Here is a 21,281-nt window from a genome sequence, read left to right as displayed (position 1 = left end):
TGGGCGATTAGAACCTGTTCCCGTGCCGGCCTTTAGACCTTGTCAGGGGGGGAAAGGGCGCGCTGTATAGCAAAGTGCCACTAATGAGGTAATCAGGGTTTCCCTTACGGCGTATCAAGACGGTTACATAGCCGTGCCGGCCATTGCGGTGCCGGATTTTTCGCCCGCACAGCGCCAGGCTGCGCCGTTGCAGGCGTGTGGAGCAAACACCTTGCGACTTTTTGGTGCGTTTATTGACCGGTTGGTCGAATTTAAAGAAATGAAAATAAATGTACGAATTTAACAAAGTTGTACAACGCGCCAGGAAAAATCGTCCTTCTCCTGCCTTCCTACACTGGCTAAGCTCAGGTCTTCCAGATACCCGCAGAGGTTTCCCGCATGTCGCCATCCACGCCCGCCCTCGCCATCGCCCGGATGATCCTTGATGGCTTCGACGATTACCGTGAGCATTTTCGCCAGATCACCGATGGCGCCCGCGAGCGTTTCGAAAAGGCCCAGTGGCAGCAGGGGCAGGCGGCGTCGGCGGCGCGGATCAACCTGTATGAAGAGAAGGTCGGCGAAGTGACCACGCGCCTGCACGCGAGCTTCGCCGAGGGCGAATTGCTGGACATCGACCTGTGGCCCCTGGTGAAAAGCGCCTACATCGGCCTGATCGACCTGCGCTTTGACGATGAACTGTCCGAGACCTGGTACAACTCGATCTTCTGCGGCCTGTTCAGCCATGACCTGATCAGCGACGGCTGCATGTTCATCCACACCACCCGACCCAGCCTGCGCCGGGCGCGCGCGGCGCAAACGCGCACGTACGCGCCAGCGGGCAACATCGCCGCGATGCTGGCGCAGGTCTTCGCCGACTATCGCTTCAGCGAGCCCTACGCCGACTTGCCCGCCGACCTGCGCCGCCTTGAAGCCCAACTGCGCGAGAACCTGCCGGACTGGGTATGCAAAGACCCCGACCTCAAGGTCGAGCTGTTTTCCTCGGTGCTCTACCGCAATAAAGGCGCCTACCTTGTAGGACGCATCTACACCCGCGACGAACAATGGCCCCTGGTGATCCCGCTGCTGCACCGCGAAGGGCAGGGCATCCAGATCGATGCGCTGATTACCGACGAAGCCGACGTGTCGATCATTTTTTCGTTTACCCGCTCCTACTTCATGGTCGATGTGCCGGTGCCGGCGGAGTTCATTGGCTTCCTGCGGCGCATCCTGCCGGGCAAGCACATTGCCGAGTTGTACACCTCCATCGGCTTCTACAAACACGGCAAGTCGGAGTTCTACCGCGCGCTGATCAACCACCTCGCCACCACCGACGACCAGTTCATCATGGCCCCCGGCGTGCGCGGCATGGTCATGAGCGTGTTCACGCTGCCGGGCTTCAACACCGTGTTCAAGATCATCAAGGACCGTTTTTCGCCGTCGAAAAACGTCAACCGCGCCACCGTGATCGAGAAATATCGCCTGGTCAAAAGCGTCGACCGCGTAGGACGCATGGCCGACACCCAGGAATTCGCCGACTTCCGTTTCCCCCTCAGCAAATTCGAACCCGAATGCCTGGCCGAACTGCTGGAAGTCGCCGCCGGCACCGTCGAAGTCGAAGGCGACACGGTGCTCATCCGCCACTGCTGGACCGAGCGGCGCATGACCCCGCTCAACCTCTACCTGGAAAACGCCAACCCCGCTCAGGTGCGCGAAGCCCTCGAAGACTACGGCCTTGCCATCAAGCAACTGGCGGCGGCGAATATCTTCCCCGGCGACATGCTGCTGAAAAACTTCGGCGTCACCCGCCACGGCCGCGTGGTGTTCTACGACTACGACGAAATCTGCTTTCTTACCGAAGCCAACTTCCGCCACATCCCCGCACCGCGTACCCCCGAGGACGAAATGGCCTCCGAGCCCTGGTACTCCATCGGCCCGCTGGATGTGTTCCCCGAAGAGTTCCCGCCGTTCCTGTTCGCCGATGCCGGCCAGCGTAAGCTGTTCGATGAACTGCACGGCGAGCTGTACAACGCCGACTACTGGAAAGGCCTGCAGGATGCGATTCGTGCGGGCAAGGTCATCGACGTGTTCCCATACAGGCGCAGGGACCCAGTGTGACGCCGACCCCCTTGTGGGAGCGGGCTTGCTCGCGAATGCGGTGGATCAGTCAATAGATGTATTGGTTGACACTCCGCATTCGCGAGCAATCCCGCTCCCACATTTGATTGTGGTTTACCGCCGATGCCACTCAGGCGCCTGCCAGGCGAGCCGCTTTTCTGCCACACTTGCCGGCCGTGCCTATATAGATAACCGTCAAGTACCTGATGACTGACCAAGCGCCCACTATCGACCAATTGCTCAAAACCCTCGATCACGCCATGCTCGCCGACCGCCACCGCTTGCGTCGGCAGTTGCTCGAGCTGCGCAAGAAACCCGACGAGGACAAGTTGGCGCAGTGGGTCGCGCGCATGCAGGCGTCCTGTGCCCAGGTCACGGCGCGCCGCGCCAGCCTGCCGGTGATCCGTTACGACGACAGCCTGCCGATTGCCGCCAAACGCGATGAAATCAAAGAAGCGCTGAACAAGCATCAGGTGCTGATCATTGCCGGTGAGACCGGCTCGGGTAAAACCACGCAGTTGCCGAAGATCTGCCTGGAAATCGGTCGCGGCCAATTCGGCCTGATCGGCCACACCCAGCCGCGCCGGATCGCTGCGCGCAGCGTCGCCAGCCGGGTTGCCGAAGAGTTGGCCACGCCATTGGGTGCGTTGGTCGGCTATCAGGTGCGCTTTGAAGACCAGAGCGACTCCAACACCCTGATCAAGCTGATGACCGACGGCATCCTGCTGGCGGAAACCCAGAACGACCGCTACCTGGAACGTTACGACACGATCATCGTCGACGAAGCCCACGAGCGCAGCCTGAACATCGACTTCCTGCTGGGCTACCTGAAGACCCTGTTGCCCCGTCGCCCGGACCTGAAAGTCATCATCACCTCGGCGACCATCGACCTGGAGCGCTTCTCCAAGCATTTTGACGATGCGCCGATCGTCGAAGTGTCGGGCCGTACCTTCCCGGTGGACACCTGGTACCGCCCGCTGACCCTGGAGCAGGACGAGGAGGGCAACCGCGTCGAGGACGACCTCACCGTCGACCAGGCGATCCTCGCCACCCTCGATGAAATCGCCGCCTACGAGCGCAGCGAACGGCGCAGCCCCGGCGATGTATTGGTGTTCTTGCCCGGCGAGCGCGAGATTCGCGATGCCGCCGAGATGTTGCGCAAGGCTCAGCTCAAGCACACCGAAATCCTGCCGCTGTACGCGCGCCTGTCTCCGGCCGAACAGCAGCGGATTTTCCAATCCCACCCGGGGCGGCGTGTGGTGCTGGCCACCAACGTCGCAGAAACCTCGCTGACCGTGCCAGGCATCCGTTATGTGATCGACAGCGGCACCGCGCGCATCAGCCGCTACAGCTACCGCGCCAAGGTGCAACGCCTGCCCATCGAGGCGATTTCCCAGGCCAGCGCCAACCAGCGTAAAGGCCGGTGTGGCCGGGTCGAGCCGGGTATCTGCATTCGCTTGTACAGCGAAGAAGACTTTATCGGCCGCCCGGAATTTACCGACCCGGAAATCCTGCGGACCAACCTCGCCGCCGTGATCTTGCAGATGCTGCACCTGCGCCTTGGCGAAATCACCGACTTCCCGTTTATCGAACCGCCAGACGGCAAGGCCATCAGCGACGGTTTCAACCTGCTGCAAGAACTCTCGGCAGTGGACCGCAACAGCCAGCTCACGCCGCTGGGCCGCCAGTTGGCGCGCCTGCCGGTGGACCCGCGCATGGGCCGCATGCTGCTGGAAGCGGCCAAGCTTGGCAGTTTGCAGGAAGTGCTGATCGTCGCCAGCGCCATGTCGATCCAGGACCCGCGCGAGCGCCCGCCGGAGCGTCAGCAAGCCGCCGACCAGGCCCACGCACAATGGAAAGATGCGGATTCGGACTTCGCCGGCCTGGTCAACCTGTGGCGCGGCTTTGAAGAGCAGCGCCAGGCGCTGACCGCCAGCCCGTTGCGCAACTGGTGTCGCAAGAACTTCCTCAACTATTTGCGCCTGCGCGAATGGCGCGACTCCCATCGCCAGCTCAGCCTGATCTGCCGCGACATGCAGTTGACCGTCAATAAAGAGCCGGCGGATTTCGCCAAACTGCACAAGGCGGTGCTGTCCGGCCTTCTCAGCCAGATCGGCCAGAAGACCGAAGACGGCGATTACCTCGGTGCGCGCCAGCGACGCTTCTGGATTCACCCATCGTCGGGCATCGGCAAAAAGCGCCCGCAATGGCTGATGACCGCCGAGCTGGTGGAAACCACCAAGCTGTATGCGCGCATGGTCGCCAAGATCGATGCTGACTGGATCGAGCCGCTGGCCGGGCACTTGATCAAGAAGAACCACTTCGAACCCCATTGGGAGAAGAAGCGCGGCCAAGTGGTGGCGTTTGAGCAGATCACCCTGTTCGGGCTGATTGTGGTCGGGCGCCGGCCGGTGCATTACGGGCCGATTGATCCGGTGGTGTCGCGCGAGTTGTTTATCCGCGAAGGCCTGGTGCGCGGCGAAATTCAGTCGCGGGCCAAGTGCCTGACCGCCAACCAGCAACTGCTGGAACAGCTCGACGAACTGGAAGCCAAGGCGCGCCGCCGCGACATTCTCGCCGATGAAGAAACCCTGTACGCCTTCTACGATGCGCGCCTGCCGGCGGAGATCCACCAGACCGCGACCTTTGACAGCTGGTACAAGATTCACAGCCAGAAAGACCCGCAGTTGCTGATCATGCGCGAAGAAGACGTGCTGGCCCGCGAGGCCAGTGAAGTCACCGCTGCGCATTACCCAGACACCCTGCACTTGGGCGACCTGGCCCTGGCCTTGAGTTATCACTTCGAACCCAACCACCCGCGCGACGGCGTGACCCTGCGCGTGCCCGCGCCGCTGCTGCCGGCGTTGCCGCCCGAGCGTCTGGAGTGGCTGGTGCCGGGGCTGATCGAGGCCAAGTGCATTGCCCTGGTGCGCAACTTGCCCAAGGCCCTGCGCAAGAACTTCGTGCCGGTGCCGGACTTCGTCAAGGCCGCCCTGCAACGCATCGAATTCGGCCAGGGCTCGCTGCCCCAGGCGCTGGGGCGTGAGCTGCTGCGCATGACCGGCGCGCGGGTCAGCGACGAAGCCTGGGCCGAGGCTGCGCAGCAGGTAGACAGCCACCTGAAGATGAACCTGGAAGTGGTCGATGGCCAAGGCAAGTTCCTTGGCGAAGGCCGTGACCTGGCCGAGCTGACCGCACGCTTCGCCGAGGCCAGCCAAGCCGCGTTGGCCGTGCCGCAAACCGCGAAAAGCCAACAGCCGGTGGAAGCCAAGGTGTTTGCCGCCGTCGCCGAGAAGACCCAGCAGAAGATTGCCGGGCTGTCGATGACGGTCTATCCGGCGCTGGTGGAAGAAAACGGCACGGTCAAGGAAGGGCGTTTCTCCACGGCTGCCGAAGCTGAGTTCCAGCATCGCCGCGCCTTGCAACGCTTGTTGATGCAGCAACTGGCGGAACCGGCCAAATTCCTGCGCGGCAAATTGCCCGGTCTGACGGAGTTGGGGCTGATGTACCGCGAACTGGGGCGCATCGACGCCCTGGTGGAAGATATCCTGCTGGCCAGCCTCGACACCTGCGTATTGGAAGGCGAAGCCAGCCTGCCGCGCGATGGTGCAGGCCTGGCTGCCTTGGCCGAACGCAAGCGTGGCGGCTGGACCGAACACGCCGAGCGCCTGGCACGCTTGACCTTGGACGTGCTGAAGCTCTGGCACGCGCTGCAAAAGCGTTTCAAAGGCAAGATCGACCTGGCCCAGGCTGTGGCCTTGAACGATATCAAGCTGCAACTGAGCAACCTGGTGTATCCCGGGTTTGTCCGCGAAACCCCGGCGCAGTGGTTCAAGGAACTGCCGCGTTACCTCAAGGCCATCGAACTGCGCCTGGAGAAACTGCCGAGCCAGGTGCAAAAGGACCGGGTGTGGAGCGGCGAGTTGGCGGGTTTGTGGGCGCAGTACGAGAATCGCCTGAAAAAGCACGCCCAGGAAGGCAAGCGCGACCCGCAGCTGGAGCTGTACCGCTGGTGGTTGGAGGAATATCGGGTGTCGTTGTTTGGCCAGCAGTTGGGCACCAAGGTGCCGATTTCCGACAAGCGCCTGAGCAAGCAATGGAGCCTGGTCGAGGCCTGAGGCCTGCCTCGGTTCCCGAGGCAAAACAGATCCAATGTGGGAGCGGGCTTGCTCGCGAATGCGGTGTATCAGCTATGCATGCGGTGACTGACACACCGCATTCGCGAGCAAGCCCGCTCCCACAATTGATCTAGGGTGCCTCTGAGAATTCAGTGCTTATCTGGGAAATAGCGCCAAATTGTTAGGTTTGTGGCAAACTTCGCGCCTATAAATGCCGGGATCGTCGTTACAGGCTGGCTGTTGCAGCCACGGCGCGATGGAATAAAGCGATGCCAGTTTGATGTCCGCCGGGCGGATTCGGACTACTTACAGTTTGGTACGAAGGTGCCAATATTCCCTGCCTGACAGATTTAGAGGAACGACCGTGCATAACGTCGTGATCAGCGGCACCGGCCTGTACACCCCGGCCAACAGCATCTCCAACGAAGAGCTGGTGCAGTCTTTCAATACCTATGTTCAGCAATTCAACACCGACAACGCTGCCGCCATCGAGCGCGGTGAAGTGCAGGCGCTGACCGAATCCAGCGCCGCCTTCATCGAAAAAGCCTCGGGTATCAAGAGCCGCTTCGTGATGGACAAGGAAGGCATCCTCGACCCTAAGCGCATGGCTCCACGTCTGCCTGAGCGCAGCAACGACGAGTGGTCGGTGCTCTGCCAGATGGCCGTCGGCGCTGCCGAACAGGCCCTGCAACGCGCCGGCAAGACGGCTGCCGATATCGACGGTGTGATCGTCGCCTGTTCCAACTTGCAGCGCGCTTACCCGGCTATCGCCATCGAAGTCCAGGAAGCCCTGGGCATCGCCGGTTTCGGTTTTGACATGAATGTGGCGTGTTCCTCGGCCACCTTTGGCATCCAGAACGCCGCCAACAGCATCGCGCTGGGCCAGGCCCGGGCGATCCTGATGGTCAACCCGGAAGTCTGCACCGGCCACCTGAATTTCCGTGACCGTGACAGCCACTTCATCTTTGGCGATGCGGCCACCGCCGTGATCCTGGAGCGTGCCGACCTGGCGACGTCCGAGCACCAGTTCGACGTGGTCAGCACCAAGCTGCTGACCACGTTCTCCAATAACATCCGCAACAACTTCGGCTTCCTCAACCGCGCGGCGGAAGAGGGCATCGGTGCGCCCGACAAGCTGTTCGTGCAGGAAGGCCGCAAAGTCTTCCGCGACGTGTGCCCGATGGTCGCCGAGCTGATCGGCGTGCACCTGGCGGAAAACCAGTTGGACGTGGCTGAGGTGAAACGCTTCTGGTTGCACCAGGCGAACCTGAGCATGAACCACCTGATCGTGAAAAAACTGCTGGGCCGCGAGGCCACGGTGGAAGAGGCGCCGGTGATCCTTGATACCTATGCCAACACCAGTTCGGCGGGTTCGGTGATTGCGTTCCATAAATACCAGGATGATCTGGCCAAGGGCTCCGTTGCGGTGCTCAGCTCGTTTGGCGCTGGGTACTCAATTGGCAGCGTAATCCTGCGCAAACGCTGATTGGTCTGTTGGGCGCGGTCAAATGTGGGGGCTGGCTTGCCTGCGATGGCATCACTGCAGTTTGACTGACAGACCGAGGTGTCTGCATCGCAGGCAAGCCAGCTCCCACAAAAAGCCAGATCTCACACCTATCGCATTGAGGTAGACAATGGCAGCAGCCGACGACGGGCACCTGCTTGAACGCCTGCTCAAGGGTGAGCAGCGGGCCTACAAGGAATTGGTCACCACCTACCAGAGCGCCATGCGCGCGGTGGCCTATGCCATCGTCGGCCAGCGCCATGCCGATGAAATCGTCCAGGATGCCTGGCTGTCGGTGGTGCGTAACTTGTCCAAGTTCGAAGGCCGCTCCAGCCTCAAGACCTGGCTGCTGACCATCACCGCCAACGCCGCCAAGGGCCGCTACAAGCAGAACCGCCGCGAAGTGCTGCTGGATGATCTGCCGTCACCCCATGGCACGATTGGTGATGATCGTTTTACCCCCGATGATGGCCACTGGGCCGTCGCCCCGTACGCCTGGCACCAGGACACCCCGGAAGCCCTGCTCACCGAGGATGAACTGCGTGATTGTCTGGAGCACACCTTGCTGAGCCTGTCGGAGTTGCAAAGCAGCGTGCTGGTATTGCGTGAACGCCAAGGCCTGGAGTTGGAAGAGATCTGTAATCTTCTGACGCTCTCACTCTCCAATGTCCGTGTGCTGCTGCATCGAGCACGGCTTAAAGTCTTCGCCACGGTGGAGCATTTTGAGGAAACGGGCGAATGTTGACCTGTAAAGAACAAGTGGCACGTTCCAGTGACTATCTCGATGGGCAACTGACCTTTCGCGAACGCCTGTTGGTGCGTCATCACCTGATGTTTTGCCCGAACTGCCGACGGTTTATCCGCCAGATGCGCTTGATGCAGGCCACGCTGAAAATACTGCCGGACGAGCCGGTGGGGGATGTGGATGCCTTGGCGCAGCAGCTGGCTGCCGAACGGCTCAAGGATCAGAAAGGCGGGGAATAAGCAGGCTCGCGTGGCGGGATCGAACGGATGATGGGGACCGATCCAACCACGCAAGGCTGTTGCAGCCACCTCGGGCCGTCCTGGCCCAAGGCTTCAAGCACTCATATTTAGAACTTGGCTTCTGCGTCCAGCTGGAAGGTGTTGGCCTTGGCGCTTTCGTTCAGCATCGTGCGGCTGTAGGTGTCGGTCTTGGTCAGGAAGTACGTGGCACCGACGGAGAAGTTTTTGTCGATGTCGTAGCCAACCTTGAACTTGTGGCCACGGGAACCGGTGAAGCCACCGCCGAAGTCCGAGTCGGTAAAGGCACCCACCACCGCGTTTTTCTGCACGTCGCGGTAGTTGTAGTCCAGGTTGAACCCGAACACCTTGGACTTGGCACCCAGCAACCAGGCGGTGTCTTCGTCGTCGATGGCGTCATTGTTTTTCACGTACTGACCGTAGAACGACAGCGGTACTGCCAGGCCGCCGATATCGACTTGACCGAAGCCTTCATACAGGCGGAACTCGCCGTTAGGGGTGTTGCCGTTGGTTGCCAACACGTTCGGTGTGCTGGTGCCGGAGGCGCGGCTGTCTTCATCGTTCTGGTAGGCGTAGACGCTGCCGCCCAGGGTCATTTTCAAGTTGTCGGTGACCGAGAAACGGGTGCCCAACTGGCCGGTGGTCAGGCGCAGGTCATGGCGGTACTGCACGCCGTCACCGTCCACGTTGTCCTTGAGGTTGTAGTTGCCCAGGCTACCGAACAGTTCGGCGCTGCCGCCCAGTGGGTACTTGTAGGTAACGGCCAGGCCTTCGGGGTTGATGTCGCTATCCCAGATCACATCGCCCATGTTGACCCAGGGTTGCAGCATCTTGCCGCCGATGATGTGCAGGTTTTTGATCTGGTCCGGGTGGTAGTCGATGTAGCCGAGGTCCAGCCAGATCGATTTCTTATCGAAGTAGCCATCCAGGTCCTGGTTGGTGGAGCGCGCATCGCTGCCGCCGCCGGTGGCGATACGGATACCGGTGTCCACTTGCGGGTTGATCTCGGTGTAAGCGCCCAGACGTGCGCGGATGCGTTCACGGTCCTTGTCACGGCCAGTGACGCCGGCACGGGTGACGCCGTTTTCGCCTTCGACCTTGATGGTCTCGTGACGCATGCGCACATCGCCTTTGAATTGAGTCTTGGCCGCCCAGGCCAGTTTCTGGTCGAAGCTGCTCAGTTCGTTGGTTTTCTTCGCGGTGGCCGCGATCTGTTCGTTGGTCTCTTGTTGAGCTTGCCGTGCGATCTGCTGATCTTTCTGGTCCCGTGCCAGCTCAGCTTGCAATTCGCTGTACTGGGCATTGGTGATCTGGCCGTTGGCCTTGAGCATGTCGAGCAATTTAGCGTCGACTGCAGCGTTGGCCGGTACGCTCAGGGCCAGCAACAGGCCGCCGCACAGGATCGCCGCAGTTTTAGTGGAAGCAAGACGCATATCAATCTCCGAAAGTGAGGAGGGATGGCAAACCATCCAGGACACAACCGACCGATGACGGACGGAAAAATAGCCGCCTGGTAGCACCAGACGCTCTAAAAACAGGCGTCAGTATCGCGATCGTTTATGACGGAGCAGTGGCGAAGTGATGTCATCTACATGACAAATTTTTCATGATTGGAACTATTTGTTTGGGGCCTTGTCCGGCGATTCGAGGGTGTGCGAAAGCCGGCGATAAGCGATACTCGCGAGGCTTTTACGCCCCTGAGCAATGAGGATTCCGATGCCGCTGCAACGTCTGACCAGACTGTCCGAAATCGCCCCGCAGACCTGGGATGCACTGGTGCCAGACGCCCAGCCGTTTGTGCGGCACGCGTTCCTCAGTGCCTTGGAAGACAGCGGCAGCGTTGGCCCGCATTCGGGTTGGCAGCCGGAACATTTACTGCACTGGGAGGGCGAGCGGCTGGTGGCGGCACTGCCCAGTTATCGCAAGTGGCACTCCTATGGCGAGTACGTGTTCGATCACGGCTGGGCCGACGCCTGCGAGCGGGCCGGCATCGATTACTATCCCAAGCTGCTCACCGCCGTGCCGTTCAGCCCGGTCAGTGGGCCACGCCTGCTGGCGGCGAGTGTCGAGGACGGTTTTGAACTGCTCAAAAGCCTGCCGGGTTACCTGGAAATCGAAGGGCTCTCCAGCGCCCATATCAACTTCACCGACGGCTTGGCCGATGATGCGCTGGCCAATCAGCCGGGCTGGTTGCAGCGTCTGGGCTGTCAGTTTCACTGGCAGAACCGTGGCTACCGCGACTTCCAGGACTTCCTTGATGCCCTCAGCTCACGCAAGCGCAAACAGATGCGCAAAGAGCGCGAACAAGTGGCCGGGCAGGGCATCGACTTTGAATGGTTGCAAGGCCATGAGCTGAGCGAAGCGCAGTGGGATTTTGTCTACGCCTGCTACGCCAACACCTATGCGGTGCGCCGCCAATCGCCGTACCTGACCCGCGCGTTTTTCAGCCTGCTCGCCGAGCGTATGCCCGAAGCGATCCGCGTGGTGCTGGCCAAGCAAGGCACACGGCCGGTGGCCATGGCGTTCAGCCTGATCGGCGGCGACAGCTTCTACGGCCGCTACTGGGGCTGCCTGGCGGAGTTCGACCGCCTGCATTTTGAAACCTGCTTCTACCAGGGCATGGACTACGCCATCGCCCATGGCGTGCAACGCTTTGACGCCGGGGCGCAGGGTGAGCACAAGTTGATTCGCGGGTTTGAACCGGTGATTACGCGGTCGTGGCACTACTTGCGGCATGCGGGGTTGAAGAGCGCCGTGGAGGATTTCCTCGAGCGTGAGCGGGTGGGGATTGTGGCGTATGCCAAAGAGGCGCGGGCGGCGTTGCCGTATCGGCAGAACTAAGCCGGTGGTCTGGTAGCCCTTTTAAGGAAGAAAGAAATGGCACATCCTGTATGTACAAAAGTACATACAGGATGTGCCATGCTTTTTGAATGGGATGAATCCAAGAATGAGGCCAATATTGCTAAGCACGGCATCGATTTCAATGACGTTCCCGATATCTTTCGGCATCCAATGCTGGCCTTGCGCGATGATCGAGTGGATTATGGCGAAGAGCGTTGGATCAGTATTGGCTGGATCAAAATGTTAATGGGTGTGGTCGTATACACCGAACGGAGTGGTGATGTGATTCGTATCATTTCCGCCCGAAAAGCAACCAAGAAGGAGGCCAAATATTATGACGCAAACATCGAAAACTGATTGGGAGCGCCTGGCCAAGATGAATGACGAAGAAATCGATACCAGTGATATTCCTGAGTTGGACGCCGACTTTTTCAAGCGTGCTGACTTACGTGTTCCGGTAAAACAAGCCGTCACGATTCGACTTGATGCGGATGTCCTGGAGTGGTTCAAAGGCCAGGGTACTGGCTACCAGACGCGTATTAATCAGCTATTGCGCCAGTACATGCAGGCCCATCAAGGCTGAAAACAGTTCGGGAGTTTCAGCCCTGCCTTGCTGGCAGGGCTGAGCCCGCTTTGTCTCAGGCCGACTCCTCCTTGCCCAGCCATCGATAGGTCACACCGCCGATCACCGCGCCAAGGATCGGCGCGAGCCAGAACATCCACAATTGCTGGATCGCCCACCCGCCGACGATCAAGGCTGGCCCCGTACTGCGCGCGGGGTTGACCGAGGTGTTGGTGACGGGAATGGAGATCAGGTGGATCAGCGTCAAAGCCAGGCCGATGGCGATGGGCGCGAGGCCCTTCGGGGCGCGGTGGTCGGTGGCGCCGAGGATGATCAGCACGAACATCGCCGTCATCACCAGCTCACAGACAAACCCCGCCGCCATCGAATAACCGCCGGGCGAATGCTCGCCATAGCCGTTGGACGCCAGGCCCGACGCCAGTTCAAAGCCTGGCTTGCCGCTGGCAATGAAGTACAGCAAGGCCGCGGCAACCGTGCCGCCGATAACCTGGGCGACGATGTACGCGGGTAACTCCTTGGCCGGAAACCTGCCGCCCACCACCAGCCCCACCGACACCGCCGGGTTGAGGTGACAACCGCTGATATGGCCGATGGCCAACGCCATGGTCAACACCGTGAGCCCGAACGCCAGGGACACCCCCAGCAAACCGATCCCGACTGCCGGAAACGCCGCGGCCAACACCGCACTCCCGCAACCGCCCAACACCAGCCAAAACGTACCTAGACTCTCCGTGACTGAACGCTTGAACAAAGACATGGAACACGTCCTTGATAGATCGCTCTACCGAATCAGTAAAACAGTAATGCTCCCTGCATTTACTACAGCGCCCGTCTGGGCACTGCGTTGATTACAGCAGGGATGTGGCACAAATCCAGTGCCCACATGGGGAGGGGCCCAACGAAATCTGGCGCCGGGCACTGATCAAATGTGGGAGCGGGCTTGCTCGCGAAGGCGGTGGGTCAGCTACTCATCTGGTGACTGACACTCCGTATTCGCGAGCAAGCCCGCTCCCACATTTTTGATTTGTGTATGCCCTGAAATGTTCAGTCGATACCTACAAACCCTCCCGTCTGGTGCTGCCACAACCGCGCATACAACCCACCATGGGCCAGCAACTCGGCATGGCTGCCCGTCTCGGCAATCTGGCCCTTCTCCAGCACCACCAGGCGGTCCATGCGTGCAATGGTCGACAAGCGGTGCGCAATCGCAATCACGGTCTTGCCTTGCATCAGGGTTTCCAGGCTCTCCTGGATCGCCGCTTCCACTTCCGAGTCCAGGGCCGAGGTGGCTTCGTCCATGATCAGGATCGGCGCATCCTTGAGCAGCACGCGGGCAATGGCGATGCGCTGGCGTTGCCCACCGGAAAGTTTCACCCCGCGCTCGCCCACGTGGGCGTCCAGCCCGGTGCGGCCTTCGGCGTCCGACAGCAGGGGGATGAACTCATCGGCACGGGCCTTGTGGATGGCAGCCCAGAGTTCTTCGTCGGTAGCGTCCGGCTTGCCGTACAACAGGTTTTCGCGGATCGAGCGGTGCAGCAGGGAAGTGTCCTGGGTGATCATGCCGATCTGTTCGCGCAAGGACTCCTGCGCAACCTCGGCGATGTTCTGCCCGTCGATCAGGATGCGCCCGCCTTGCAGGTCGTACAGGCGCAGCAACAGGTTGACCAGGGTGGATTTGCCGGCGCCGGACGGGCCGATCAGGCCGATTTTCTCGCCAGCCTTGATCTCCAGGTTCAGCCCGCCAATGATCCCGCTCTTTTTGCCATAGTGGAAATCCACCTGTTCAAAGCGCACTTCGCCACGGGGTACTGTCAGGCGCGGGGCGTTTTCGCGGTCGACCACGGCCAGGGGCTGGGCGATGGTTTTCAAGCCGTCCTGCACAATGCCGATGTTTTCAAAAATGCCGTTGACCACCCACATGATCCAGCCGGACATGTTGACGATACGGATCACCAGGCCGGTCGCCAGGGCAATCGCGCCCACGGAAATCAGCGACTGCGTCCACAGCCACAGGGCCAGGCCGGTGGTGCTCACGATCAGCAGCCCATTCATGCTGGTGATCACGATGTCCATGCTGGTGATCACACGGCTGGCCAGCTGGGTTTTTTCGGTCTGCTCGATGATCGCTTCCTTGGCGTACTGCTGCTCAGACTGGGTATGGGCGAACAGCTTCAAGGTGGTGATATTGGTGTAGCCGTCGACGATGCGGCCCATCAGCTTGGAGCGCGCCTCGGAGGAAATCACCGAGCGCTCCTTCACCCGTGGCACGAAGTAGCGCAGGGCCAGGCTGTAGCTGATGATCCACGTCACCAGCGGGATCATCAGGCGCCAGTCGGCCTCGGCAAACAGCACCAGGGAACTGATGGCGTAGATCGCCACGTGCCAGATCGCGTCCACCGCCGCCACGGCGGAGTCGCGCAGGGAGTTGCCGGTTTGCATGATGCGCTGGGCGATGCGCCCGGCGAAGTCGTTCTGGAAGAAATTCAGACTCTGCTTGAGCACGTAGCTGTGGTTCTGCCAGCGGATCAGGCTGGTCATGCGGGGGCTGATGGTCTGGTGCACCAACAGGTCGTGCAAGGCGCCGAAGATCGGGCGCAACAGCAGGGCGACCACGGCCATCCAGATCAGCTCGGTGCTGTGCACCTGGAAGAAATTCGCGGGCGGCGTGCCCTGGGCCAGGTCGATGATGCGGCTGAGGTAGCTGAACAGCGCGACCTCGATCAATGCACCGATCAGGCCCACCACCAGCAAGGCGGCAAAATGCGGCCACACCTGGCGTAGGTAATAGAGGTAGAAGGGCAGGACTTTATCGGGCGGGGCGTCGCTGGGGGCGTCGCGGAAAATATCGATCAGTTGTTCAAAACGACGATAGAGCATTAGGGTTGACGCCCGCCTGGCGGGCTCTCCTTTCAAATGCGCGCGCGGCCTTGTGGGCCACGCGCGGGGCTACCTGAAAAAGCCCTGCAGACCTCAGTCGATGCGCTTGGCCGACTTGATCAGGACAGGATCGATTGGCACGTTCTGCATGCCCTGTTTGGTGGTGGTCTGGGAGTTGACGATGATGTCGACGACGTCCATGCCCTTGACCACTTTGGCGAATACGGCATAACCGGCGTCGCGGCCTGGGTCGAGGAACGCATTGTCGGCGACGTTGATGAAGAATTGGCTGGTGGCCGAGTTCGGGTCGTTGGTGCGGGCCATGGACAAGGTGCCGCGCACGTTATGCAGGCCATTGCTGGCTTCGTTGCGGATCGGCGCTTCGGTCGGCTTTTGCGACATCTGCGTGGTGAACCCACCGCCCTGGACCATGAAGCCCGGGATCACGCGGTGGAAGATTGTGTTGGTGTAGAAACCCTTGTCCACGTAGGCGAGGAAGTTCTTGGTACTGATCGGCGCCTTGACCGGGTCCAGTTCGATTTCAATGTCGCCGTTGGTGGTGGAAATCAGCACGTGGGGCGCCTTGGCAGGTTCGGCCGCCATCAGGTTGGCAGCGAACAGAACAGAACCGGCAAAGAAGGCGATTTTTTTCAGCATGGGTCAGTGATCCTGGGTAGTGGTTTCGACTGTCTTTAGAAAATCGAGCAAGGTAGCGTTAAAGACTTCGGGTTGGTCCAAGGGCGTGGCATGGCGGGAATCTGCGATCACCACCAGCCGCGCATCGGGCAGCAGTTTTACATAGTTTTGTTTTTGCGCCACGGGGGTGTAGTCGTGGTCGGCGCTGATGACCAGGGTTGGACAGGTGATTCGCGAAAGTCGTTCCTGCACGCCCCAGCCCACAATCGCATCGAAGCTGGCGAGATAAGCACGTTTGTCGTTTTTTGCCCAGCGCTCGGCCATCTTGCGGCGCAGGTCGGCCTGGTCCGGCTTGGGGAACAGCCGGTCGCCCAGGGCCTTGCCAATCGTGGCCAGGCTGAGCACGCGCGCCAGGCTCCAGCGCTTGGCCCACTGCCAATAGTCGTTGGCACTGCGCACCTTGACCTCGGGCGCGCTGTTGACGATGCACAGGCTCTTGACCAGGGCCGGTTCGTCCACCGCCAGTTGGAAGGCGATCATGCCGCCCATGGACAAACCCACCACGTGGGCGGGCGGCAGGTCCAGGTGTTCGATCAGGGCCAGCAGGTCAAAGGTGAAACCCTGGATGCTGTAGCGCTCACGGGGTTTGTCCGAGCGCCCATGGCCGCGCACGTCCACCACGATCAGGCGGTAATGCCTGGCCAGCACGGGGATCTGCAATTCCCAATCCTGGCTGCTGGAGCCCAGGCCGTGGATCAGGATCAGCGGCGTGCCGTGGCCGTATTCCTCGTAGTGCAGGCTGCATCCTTCGTGGTCGAACCAGGCCATGCTTGAACTCCGTTTCAGGCTTGCTGGGGGGCGGCGAAAGGCGCGTCCAAGGGGGCGGTGTCAAAGGTGCGCAGCAGTTCCACGAGGATCTGCGTTGCCGGCCCCAAAGGTTTGTCCTTGTTTGAGTACAGGAAGAACGTCGGGTGGCGGCTGCCGCCCTGTTCCAAGGGTAGCTGCTTGAGCACGCCTTCGGCGAGTTCGCGTTCGATCATGTGCCGGGGCAACCAGGCAAAGCCCAGGCCGCTGCCGACAAAGGCCGCAGCGGTGGCCAGGCTGCCGACGGTCCAGCGCTGTTCGGCGCCGAGCCAGCCGACATCGCGCGGTTGCTGGCGGCCAGAGTCGCGGATCACCACCTGCATCTGGCTTTCCAGGTCCTGGAAGCTCAATTCGCGATGCATGCGGTGCAAGGCATGGTCGGGGTGGGCCACGGCGACAAATTCCACGTCGCTCATCTCCGTGCCCAGGTAGCCGGGAATGCTGAAGCCGCAGATGGCCAGGTCGGCGACGCCTTCTATCAGCAATTCTTCGACGCCGGACAGCACCTCCTCGCGCAAACGCACACGGCAACCACGGCTTTGCGGCATAAAGGCGGAGAGGGCACGGACGAGGCGCGCATTCGGGTAGGCGGCGTCTACCACCAGGCGCACTTCGGCTTCCCAGCCTTGTTCCATATGGTGGGCGAGGTCTTCCAGTTGGCTGGCGTTTTTGACCAACTGGCGCGAGCGGCGCAGCAGCACTTCACCGGCGTCGGTGAGCACGGCTTTGCGCCCGTCGATGCGCAGCAGCGGTACGCCAAGCTGGTCTTGCATGCGGGCCACGGTGTAGCTCACCGAGGACTGCGAACGGTGCAGTGCTTCAGCCGCCTGGGCGAAGCCGCCATGGTCGACCACGGCTTGCAGCGTGCGCCATTGATCGAGGGTAACGCGGGGCGCTTTCAAGATGGGTTCCTCTTGTCCTAAGCTGGCGGTCCTTATTGGAGACTGCCGAATGAGAAAATTCTGTTGTGTGTTGCTGGCGCTGTTGCCGATGAGCGCGTTTGCCTACCCCATCGACGTGACGAAAAAGATCGACGGCGTGAGCATTGATTACACCGCCTCTGATGTGGACGGCGACATCAGTTCGATCCGCCTGAATAACTACGGCACCCACGATGCAGTGTGTTCGGTAACCTTCACCAACGGCCCGGAGGCGCCGCGCAATCGCAAGGTCACGGTGCCAGCGGGGAAAAGCACCGACACCACGGTCAAGTTCAACCGCGCCATTCTCAAGATGCGCATCGCCCTGGCGTGCGGCCCGAAATAACCCGACAGCGGAGCATGTCCATAGGAATACTCCGCTTATAAACAAATTTATAGATGGGTTATAGCAGTTTTTTGCGCTTTTTTATCGAATTGGCTCTGTTTAATCTCTACTCCATCGCCTTACAGCATTTACCGATGGAGCCTACCCAGCCATGTCCAACGTTCTGATCATCGAAAGCAGCGCCCGTCAGCAGGATTCGATCTCCCGCCAGCTGACCCAGCAGTTCATCAGCCAATGGCAGGCTGCACATCCAGCGGACACCATGACCGTGCGTGATGTGGCGCTCAACCCGGTTCCCCACCTGGACGCCAACTTGCTCGGCGGCTGGATGAAACCTGCGGATCAGCGCAATGGCAACGAACAGGCCTCCCTCGACCGCTCCAACGAATTGACCGATGAACTGCTGGCCGCCGATGTCCTGGTCATGGCCGCGCCGATGTACAACTTCGCCATCCCCAGCACCCTGAAAGCCTGGCTGGACCACGTGTTGCGTGCCGGTGTGACCTTCAAGTACACGGCCACCGGCCCGCAGGGCTTGCTCACCGGCAAGCGTGCCATTGTGCTGACCGCTCGCGGCGGCATCCATACCGGTGCGACGTCGGATCACCAGGAACCGTACCTGCGTCAGGTCATGGCCTTTATCGGTATCCATGACGTCACCTTCATTCATGCCGAAGGGGTGAACCTGAGCGGCGACTTCCAGGAAAAAGGCATCAATCACGCCAGGGCCTTGCTGGCACAGGTGGCCTGATCCTTTAATCGCCAGATAATCGCGCCGTGTTTATCTAGCCCCACGCAAACCCTTCAAGTACGCGTAATGAACCTCCCTTTGCACTTTTTGCTCCTGAGTGCTCCTACCCGACTGCCGCTTTAGCGAGGTCGGGTTTTTTTTGCCTTGAGTTTCTTCAACCGTCGAAAACCTTTAATGTCCCGCCCATTCGAAACGAGGCGCGCATGGGCTATCTACTGGTTGTCACCCTGATTCAGGCATTTTCCTTCAGCTTGATCGGCGAATACCTCGCCGGTCACGTCGACAGCTACTTCGCCGTGCTGGTGCGTGTGCTGTTGGCCGGGCTGGTGTTTATCCCGCTGACCCGCTGGCGCTCGGTGGAACCGGGGTTCATGCGCGGCATGCTGGTGATCGGCGCGCTGCAATTCGGCGTGACCTACGTGTGTCTGTACTTGAGCTTTCGCGTGCTCACGGTGCCCGAGGTGCTGCTGTTCACCATTCTTACGCCGTTGCATGTGACCTTGATCGAAGATGCGCTCAACCGGCGCTTCAACCCCTGGGCGCTGGTCGCCGCATTGGTGGCGGTGGCGGGCGCGGCGGTGATCCGCTTCGACCAGATCACCCCGCACTTCCTCGGCGGCTTCCTGCTGTTGCAACTGGCCAACTTCACCTACGCCGCCGGGCAGGTGATGTACAAGCATTTGGTGAAACGTTACCCGAGTGACCTGCCGCATTACCGGCGCTTTGGCTTCTTCTATGTGGGCGCGTTGCTGGTGGTGTTGCCGGCGTTCCTGCTGTTCGGCAAGTCCAACTACCTGCCCGATGCGCCGCTGCAATGGGGCGTGCTGGTGTTCCTCGGCTTGGTCAGCACGGCGCTGGGCATGTATTGGTGGAACAAGGGTGCCTGCCTGGTGCAGGGCGGCACGCTGGCGGTGATGAACAACCTGCATGTGCCGGTGGGGTTGTTGTTGAACCTGCTGATCTGGAACCAGCATGAGCCGCTGGGGCGGTTGGCGCTGGGTGGGTTGGTGATTTTGGCGGCGGTGTGGATCAGTCGGTTGGGGGCTCGTTCGATGGCGCCAATTGCGCCACCAAAAACTCGATAAACGCCCGCGTCTTCTGTGGCACCCGCCGCGCCGATGAATACACGGCGTTCACCGAAATCGCCGGCGCCTGCCATTCGCAGAGCACCGGCACCAGGCGCCCGGCGGCCAGTGCCTGTTCGACGATGAAGTCCGGCAGCAGCGCAATGCCCATTCCCGCTTCGGCCGCCTGGGCCAGCAAGTCACCGTTGTTGGCGTGCAGGGGGCCGGTGACGTTGACACGCTGGGTGTCTTTGCCGTTGCTCAGTTGCAGGCTGACGCCGCTTTGCAGGTAACCGTAGTTCAAGCATTGATGCTGGCGCAGGTCTTGTGGCGATTGCGGTGTGCCGGCACGTTTCAGGTAGGCCGGCGATGCCACCATGATGCGCGGGGCCGGCGCCAGTTGGCGGGCGATCATAGTGGAATCGGGCAGGCTGGCGATGCGGATGGTGACGTCGAAGCCGCCGCGCACCGGGTCCACTTGTTGATCGCTGAGTACCAGTTGCAATTCGATATTGGGGTGCTGTTCATGGAACAGCGGAATCAACCGCCCCAGCCGATGCAAGCCAAAAGACATCGGCGCGTTCACTCGCAATACGCCGCGCAACTCGCCAATACCGTCCCGTGCACGCTGCTCCGCTTCGTCGAGGGCCGCGATCACCTCCCGGGCGGCTTCAAAATACTCGGCGCCGGCCTCGGTCAAATGCAGGCTGCGGGTGGTGCGTTGCAACAACTGCACACCGATGGCGTCTTCAAGCGCCTGGATCTGTTTACTGACTTTTGAGCGAGGCACGTCCATCGCACGGGCCGCAGCGGCAAAGCCGTTTTCGCCGACGGTGACGACGAATGCGCGCATGCATTCGATACGGTCCATGATTGTCCCTTTTATAGAATCAATGAATCCATATTTTAGGTAATTGTCTCGATATTGGCTAGCCCGTAAAGTTACTTCCAAGCCGCCAGCAACGCTGGAAGCAACTAAAAAACCAAGTCATTAAGGGAAGCCAACCATGTCCATTCGCGAATTGCTCAACCCATCCAACTCCACCCTGATCCTGATTGACCACCAGCCACAGATGGCTTTTGGCGTGCAGTCCATCGACCGCCAAACCCTGAAGAACAACACCGTGGCCTTGGCCAAGGCGGCCAAGATCTTCAACGTGCCGACCATCTTCACGTCGGTAGAAACCAAAAGCTTCAGCGGCTACATCTGGCCGGAACTGCTGAGTGTGTTTCCTGACCAGCAGCCTATCGAGCGCACCTCGATGAACTCCTGGGAAGACAAGGCGCTGGTCGCTGCCGTGAAAGCCACTGGCCGCAAGAAACTGATCATGGCCGCGCTATGGACCGAGGTCTGCCTGAACTTCCCGGCCCTGGAAGCCCTGGCCGAAGGCTACGAGGTGTACATCGTCACCGACGCGTCGGGCGGCACTACCAAAGAGGCCCATGACATGTCGATCCAGCGCATGATCCAGGCTGGCGCAGTACCGGTGACCTGGCAGCAAGTGCTGCTCGAATACCAGCGCGACTGGGCGCACAAAGAAACCTACGACGAAGTGATGGACCTGGTGCGCGACCACAGCGGCGCCTACGGCATGGGCGTGGACTACGCCTACACCATGGTGCACGGCGCGCCGCAGCGTCAGGTCAAGTAACTCGGTTGGGAGCCACAGCCCTTGGGTTG

At 60.7% G+C, this 21,281-nt stretch carries 19 protein-coding genes; 12 read left to right on the top strand and 7 right to left on the bottom strand.

Annotation, left to right across the window (positions count from 1 at the left end; all coding sequences use genetic code 11):
* Positions 1-378 precede the first annotated feature (378 nt).
* The 5 genes from aceK (at position 379) to ACZRMO_RS13645 (ending at position 8,700) form a co-directional block, all read left to right on the top strand.
* The gene (gene aceK, locus ACZRMO_RS13665; RefSeq protein ID WP_463973196.1) at positions 379-2,094 is read left to right on the top strand and encodes a bifunctional isocitrate dehydrogenase kinase/phosphatase; all 1,716 of its coding nucleotides are present in this window, start codon (positions 379-381) and stop codon (positions 2,092-2,094) included.
* A 206-nt stretch (positions 2,095-2,300) separates the two neighbouring features.
* Complete coding sequence (gene hrpA / locus ACZRMO_RS13660) at positions 2,301-6,212, top strand: ATP-dependent RNA helicase HrpA (RefSeq protein WP_463973195.1); 3,912 nt, start codon at positions 2,301-2,303, stop codon at positions 6,210-6,212.
* A 364-nt stretch (positions 6,213-6,576) separates the two neighbouring features.
* Positions 6,577-7,698, top strand: a complete 1,122-nt coding sequence (locus ACZRMO_RS13655; RefSeq protein ID WP_463973194.1) for a beta-ketoacyl-ACP synthase III — start codon at positions 6,577-6,579, stop codon at positions 7,696-7,698.
* A 148-nt stretch (positions 7,699-7,846) separates the two neighbouring features.
* Positions 7,847-8,461 carry an RNA polymerase sigma factor gene (locus ACZRMO_RS13650; RefSeq protein WP_463973193.1) on the top strand — a complete coding sequence of 205 codons (615 nt, stop codon included), beginning with the start codon at positions 7,847-7,849 and terminating at the stop codon, positions 8,459-8,461.
* Positions 8,455-8,700 carry an anti-sigma factor family protein gene (locus ACZRMO_RS13645; RefSeq protein WP_017735354.1) on the top strand — a complete coding sequence of 82 codons (246 nt, stop codon included), beginning with the start codon at positions 8,455-8,457 and terminating at the stop codon, positions 8,698-8,700. Before ACZRMO_RS13650 ends, ACZRMO_RS13645 begins: the two co-directional genes overlap by 7 nt.
* Before the next feature lie 107 nt (positions 8,701-8,807).
* On the opposite strand, the gene ACZRMO_RS13640 is transcribed toward ACZRMO_RS13645, so the two are convergent.
* Positions 8,808-10,151, bottom strand: a complete 1,344-nt coding sequence (locus ACZRMO_RS13640; RefSeq protein WP_463973192.1) for a putative porin — start codon at positions 10,149-10,151, stop codon at positions 8,808-8,810.
* Positions 10,152-10,434: 283 nt separating this feature from the next.
* Here ACZRMO_RS13640 and ACZRMO_RS13635 point away from each other — a divergent pair, with 283 nt between their 5' ends.
* The 3 genes from ACZRMO_RS13635 (at position 10,435) to ACZRMO_RS13625 (ending at position 12,142) form a co-directional block, all read left to right on the top strand.
* The gene (locus ACZRMO_RS13635; protein WP_463973191.1) at positions 10,435-11,559 is read left to right on the top strand and encodes a GNAT family N-acetyltransferase; all 1,125 of its coding nucleotides are present in this window, start codon (positions 10,435-10,437) and stop codon (positions 11,557-11,559) included.
* Positions 11,560-11,637: 78 nt separating this feature from the next.
* Positions 11,638-11,916: a BrnT family toxin gene (locus ACZRMO_RS13630; protein ID WP_124526593.1), complete on the top strand. Its 279-nt coding sequence runs from the start codon at positions 11,638-11,640 to the stop codon at positions 11,914-11,916.
* Positions 11,894-12,142 (top strand): BrnA antitoxin family protein, encoded by a 249-nt coding sequence (locus tag ACZRMO_RS13625; RefSeq protein ID WP_463973190.1) that lies wholly within the window; start codon positions 11,894-11,896, stop codon positions 12,140-12,142. Before ACZRMO_RS13630 ends, ACZRMO_RS13625 begins: the two co-directional genes overlap by 23 nt.
* A gap of 55 nt (positions 12,143-12,197) precedes the next feature.
* On the opposite strand, the gene aqpZ is transcribed toward ACZRMO_RS13625, so the two are convergent.
* The 5 genes from aqpZ to ACZRMO_RS13600 form a co-directional block, all read right to left on the bottom strand.
* Positions 12,198-12,899 carry an aquaporin Z gene (gene aqpZ / locus ACZRMO_RS13620; RefSeq protein WP_463973189.1) on the bottom strand — a complete coding sequence of 234 codons (702 nt, stop codon included), beginning with the start codon at positions 12,897-12,899 and terminating at the stop codon, positions 12,198-12,200.
* 287 nt (positions 12,900-13,186) lie between these two features.
* Positions 13,187-15,019: an ABC transporter ATP-binding protein gene (locus tag ACZRMO_RS13615; RefSeq protein WP_463973188.1), complete on the bottom strand. Its 1,833-nt coding sequence runs from the start codon at positions 15,017-15,019 to the stop codon at positions 13,187-13,189.
* Positions 15,020-15,112: 93 nt separating this feature from the next.
* Entirely contained in the window at positions 15,113-15,676 is a 564-nt protein-coding gene (locus ACZRMO_RS13610; RefSeq protein ID WP_017735360.1) for a peptidylprolyl isomerase A, read from the bottom strand.
* Between the two features lie 3 nt (positions 15,677-15,679).
* Positions 15,680-16,483, bottom strand: a complete 804-nt coding sequence (locus tag ACZRMO_RS13605; RefSeq protein WP_463973187.1) for an alpha/beta fold hydrolase — start codon at positions 16,481-16,483, stop codon at positions 15,680-15,682.
* Positions 16,484-16,497: 14 nt separating this feature from the next.
* Positions 16,498-17,421 carry a LysR family transcriptional regulator gene (locus ACZRMO_RS13600; RefSeq protein WP_124526588.1) on the bottom strand — a complete coding sequence of 308 codons (924 nt, stop codon included), beginning with the start codon at positions 17,419-17,421 and terminating at the stop codon, positions 16,498-16,500.
* Positions 17,422-17,470: 49 nt separating this feature from the next.
* Between ACZRMO_RS13600 and ACZRMO_RS13595 the strand changes: the two genes are divergently transcribed.
* The 3 genes from ACZRMO_RS13595 (at position 17,471) to ACZRMO_RS13585 (ending at position 19,621) form a co-directional block, all read left to right on the top strand.
* Positions 17,471-17,785 carry a 3-phosphoglycerate kinase gene (locus tag ACZRMO_RS13595; protein WP_463973186.1) on the top strand — a complete coding sequence of 105 codons (315 nt, stop codon included), beginning with the start codon at positions 17,471-17,473 and terminating at the stop codon, positions 17,783-17,785.
* Between the two features lie 151 nt (positions 17,786-17,936).
* Positions 17,937-18,536 carry an FMN-dependent NADH-azoreductase gene (locus tag ACZRMO_RS13590; protein ID WP_463973185.1) on the top strand — a complete coding sequence of 200 codons (600 nt, stop codon included), beginning with the start codon at positions 17,937-17,939 and terminating at the stop codon, positions 18,534-18,536.
* A 203-nt stretch (positions 18,537-18,739) separates the two neighbouring features.
* On the top strand, positions 18,740-19,621 hold the full coding sequence (locus ACZRMO_RS13585; RefSeq protein ID WP_463973184.1) for a carboxylate/amino acid/amine transporter: 882 nt from the start codon (positions 18,740-18,742) through the stop codon (positions 19,619-19,621).
* On the opposite strand, the gene ACZRMO_RS13580 is transcribed toward ACZRMO_RS13585, so the two are convergent.
* The gene (locus tag ACZRMO_RS13580) at positions 19,566-20,471 is read right to left on the bottom strand and encodes a LysR family transcriptional regulator (protein ID WP_463973183.1); all 906 of its coding nucleotides are present in this window, start codon (positions 20,469-20,471) and stop codon (positions 19,566-19,568) included. The genes ACZRMO_RS13585 and ACZRMO_RS13580 overlap by 56 nt on opposite strands.
* Positions 20,472-20,607: 136 nt before the next feature.
* Between ACZRMO_RS13580 and ACZRMO_RS13575 the strand changes: the two genes are divergently transcribed.
* Entirely contained in the window at positions 20,608-21,252 is a 645-nt protein-coding gene (locus ACZRMO_RS13575; protein ID WP_122485794.1) for a hydrolase, read from the top strand.
* Positions 21,253-21,281: the final 29 nt, after the last annotated feature.

This window comes from Pseudomonas sp. B611, assembly GCF_055407965.1.
The sequence above is the reverse complement of the archived record's forward strand: the minus strand, read 5'-3'. Positions and strand labels throughout refer to the sequence as shown.

Bases quoted from the DNA above. Each gene is read 5' to 3' on its own strand.
- ACZRMO_RS13625 (WP_463973190.1), top strand. From the start codon at position 11,894: ATGACGCAAACATCGAAAACTGATTGGGAGCGCCTGGCCAAGATGAAT.
- ACZRMO_RS13580 (WP_463973183.1), bottom strand. From the start codon at position 20,471: ATGGACCGTATCGAATGCATGCGCGCATTCGTCGTCACCGTCGGCGAA.
- ACZRMO_RS13605 (WP_463973187.1), bottom strand. From the start codon at position 16,483: ATGGCCTGGTTCGACCACGAAGGATGCAGCCTGCACTACGAGGAATAC.
- ACZRMO_RS13590 (WP_463973185.1), top strand. From the start codon at position 17,937: ATGTCCAACGTTCTGATCATCGAAAGCAGCGCCCGTCAGCAGGATTCG.
- ACZRMO_RS13585 (WP_463973184.1), top strand. From the start codon at position 18,740: ATGGGCTATCTACTGGTTGTCACCCTGATTCAGGCATTTTCCTTCAGC.
- ACZRMO_RS13615 (WP_463973188.1), bottom strand. From the start codon at position 15,019: ATGCTCTATCGTCGTTTTGAACAACTGATCGATATTTTCCGCGACGCC.
- ACZRMO_RS13575 (WP_122485794.1), top strand. From the start codon at position 20,608: ATGTCCATTCGCGAATTGCTCAACCCATCCAACTCCACCCTGATCCTG.
- ACZRMO_RS13640 (WP_463973192.1), bottom strand. From the start codon at position 10,151: ATGCGTCTTGCTTCCACTAAAACTGCGGCGATCCTGTGCGGCGGCCTG.
- hrpA (WP_463973195.1), top strand. From the start codon at position 2,301: ATGACTGACCAAGCGCCCACTATCGACCAATTGCTCAAAACCCTCGAT.
- ACZRMO_RS13635 (WP_463973191.1), top strand. From the start codon at position 10,435: ATGCCGCTGCAACGTCTGACCAGACTGTCCGAAATCGCCCCGCAGACC.
- aqpZ (WP_463973189.1), bottom strand. From the start codon at position 12,899: ATGTCTTTGTTCAAGCGTTCAGTCACGGAGAGTCTAGGTACGTTTTGG.
- ACZRMO_RS13610 (WP_017735360.1), bottom strand. From the start codon at position 15,676: ATGCTGAAAAAAATCGCCTTCTTTGCCGGTTCTGTTCTGTTCGCTGCC.
- ACZRMO_RS13650 (WP_463973193.1), top strand. From the start codon at position 7,847: ATGGCAGCAGCCGACGACGGGCACCTGCTTGAACGCCTGCTCAAGGGT.
- ACZRMO_RS13595 (WP_463973186.1), top strand. From the start codon at position 17,471: ATGAGAAAATTCTGTTGTGTGTTGCTGGCGCTGTTGCCGATGAGCGCG.
- ACZRMO_RS13645 (WP_017735354.1), top strand. From the start codon at position 8,455: ATGTTGACCTGTAAAGAACAAGTGGCACGTTCCAGTGACTATCTCGAT.
- aceK (WP_463973196.1), top strand. From the start codon at position 379: ATGTCGCCATCCACGCCCGCCCTCGCCATCGCCCGGATGATCCTTGAT.
- ACZRMO_RS13630 (WP_124526593.1), top strand. From the start codon at position 11,638: ATGCTTTTTGAATGGGATGAATCCAAGAATGAGGCCAATATTGCTAAG.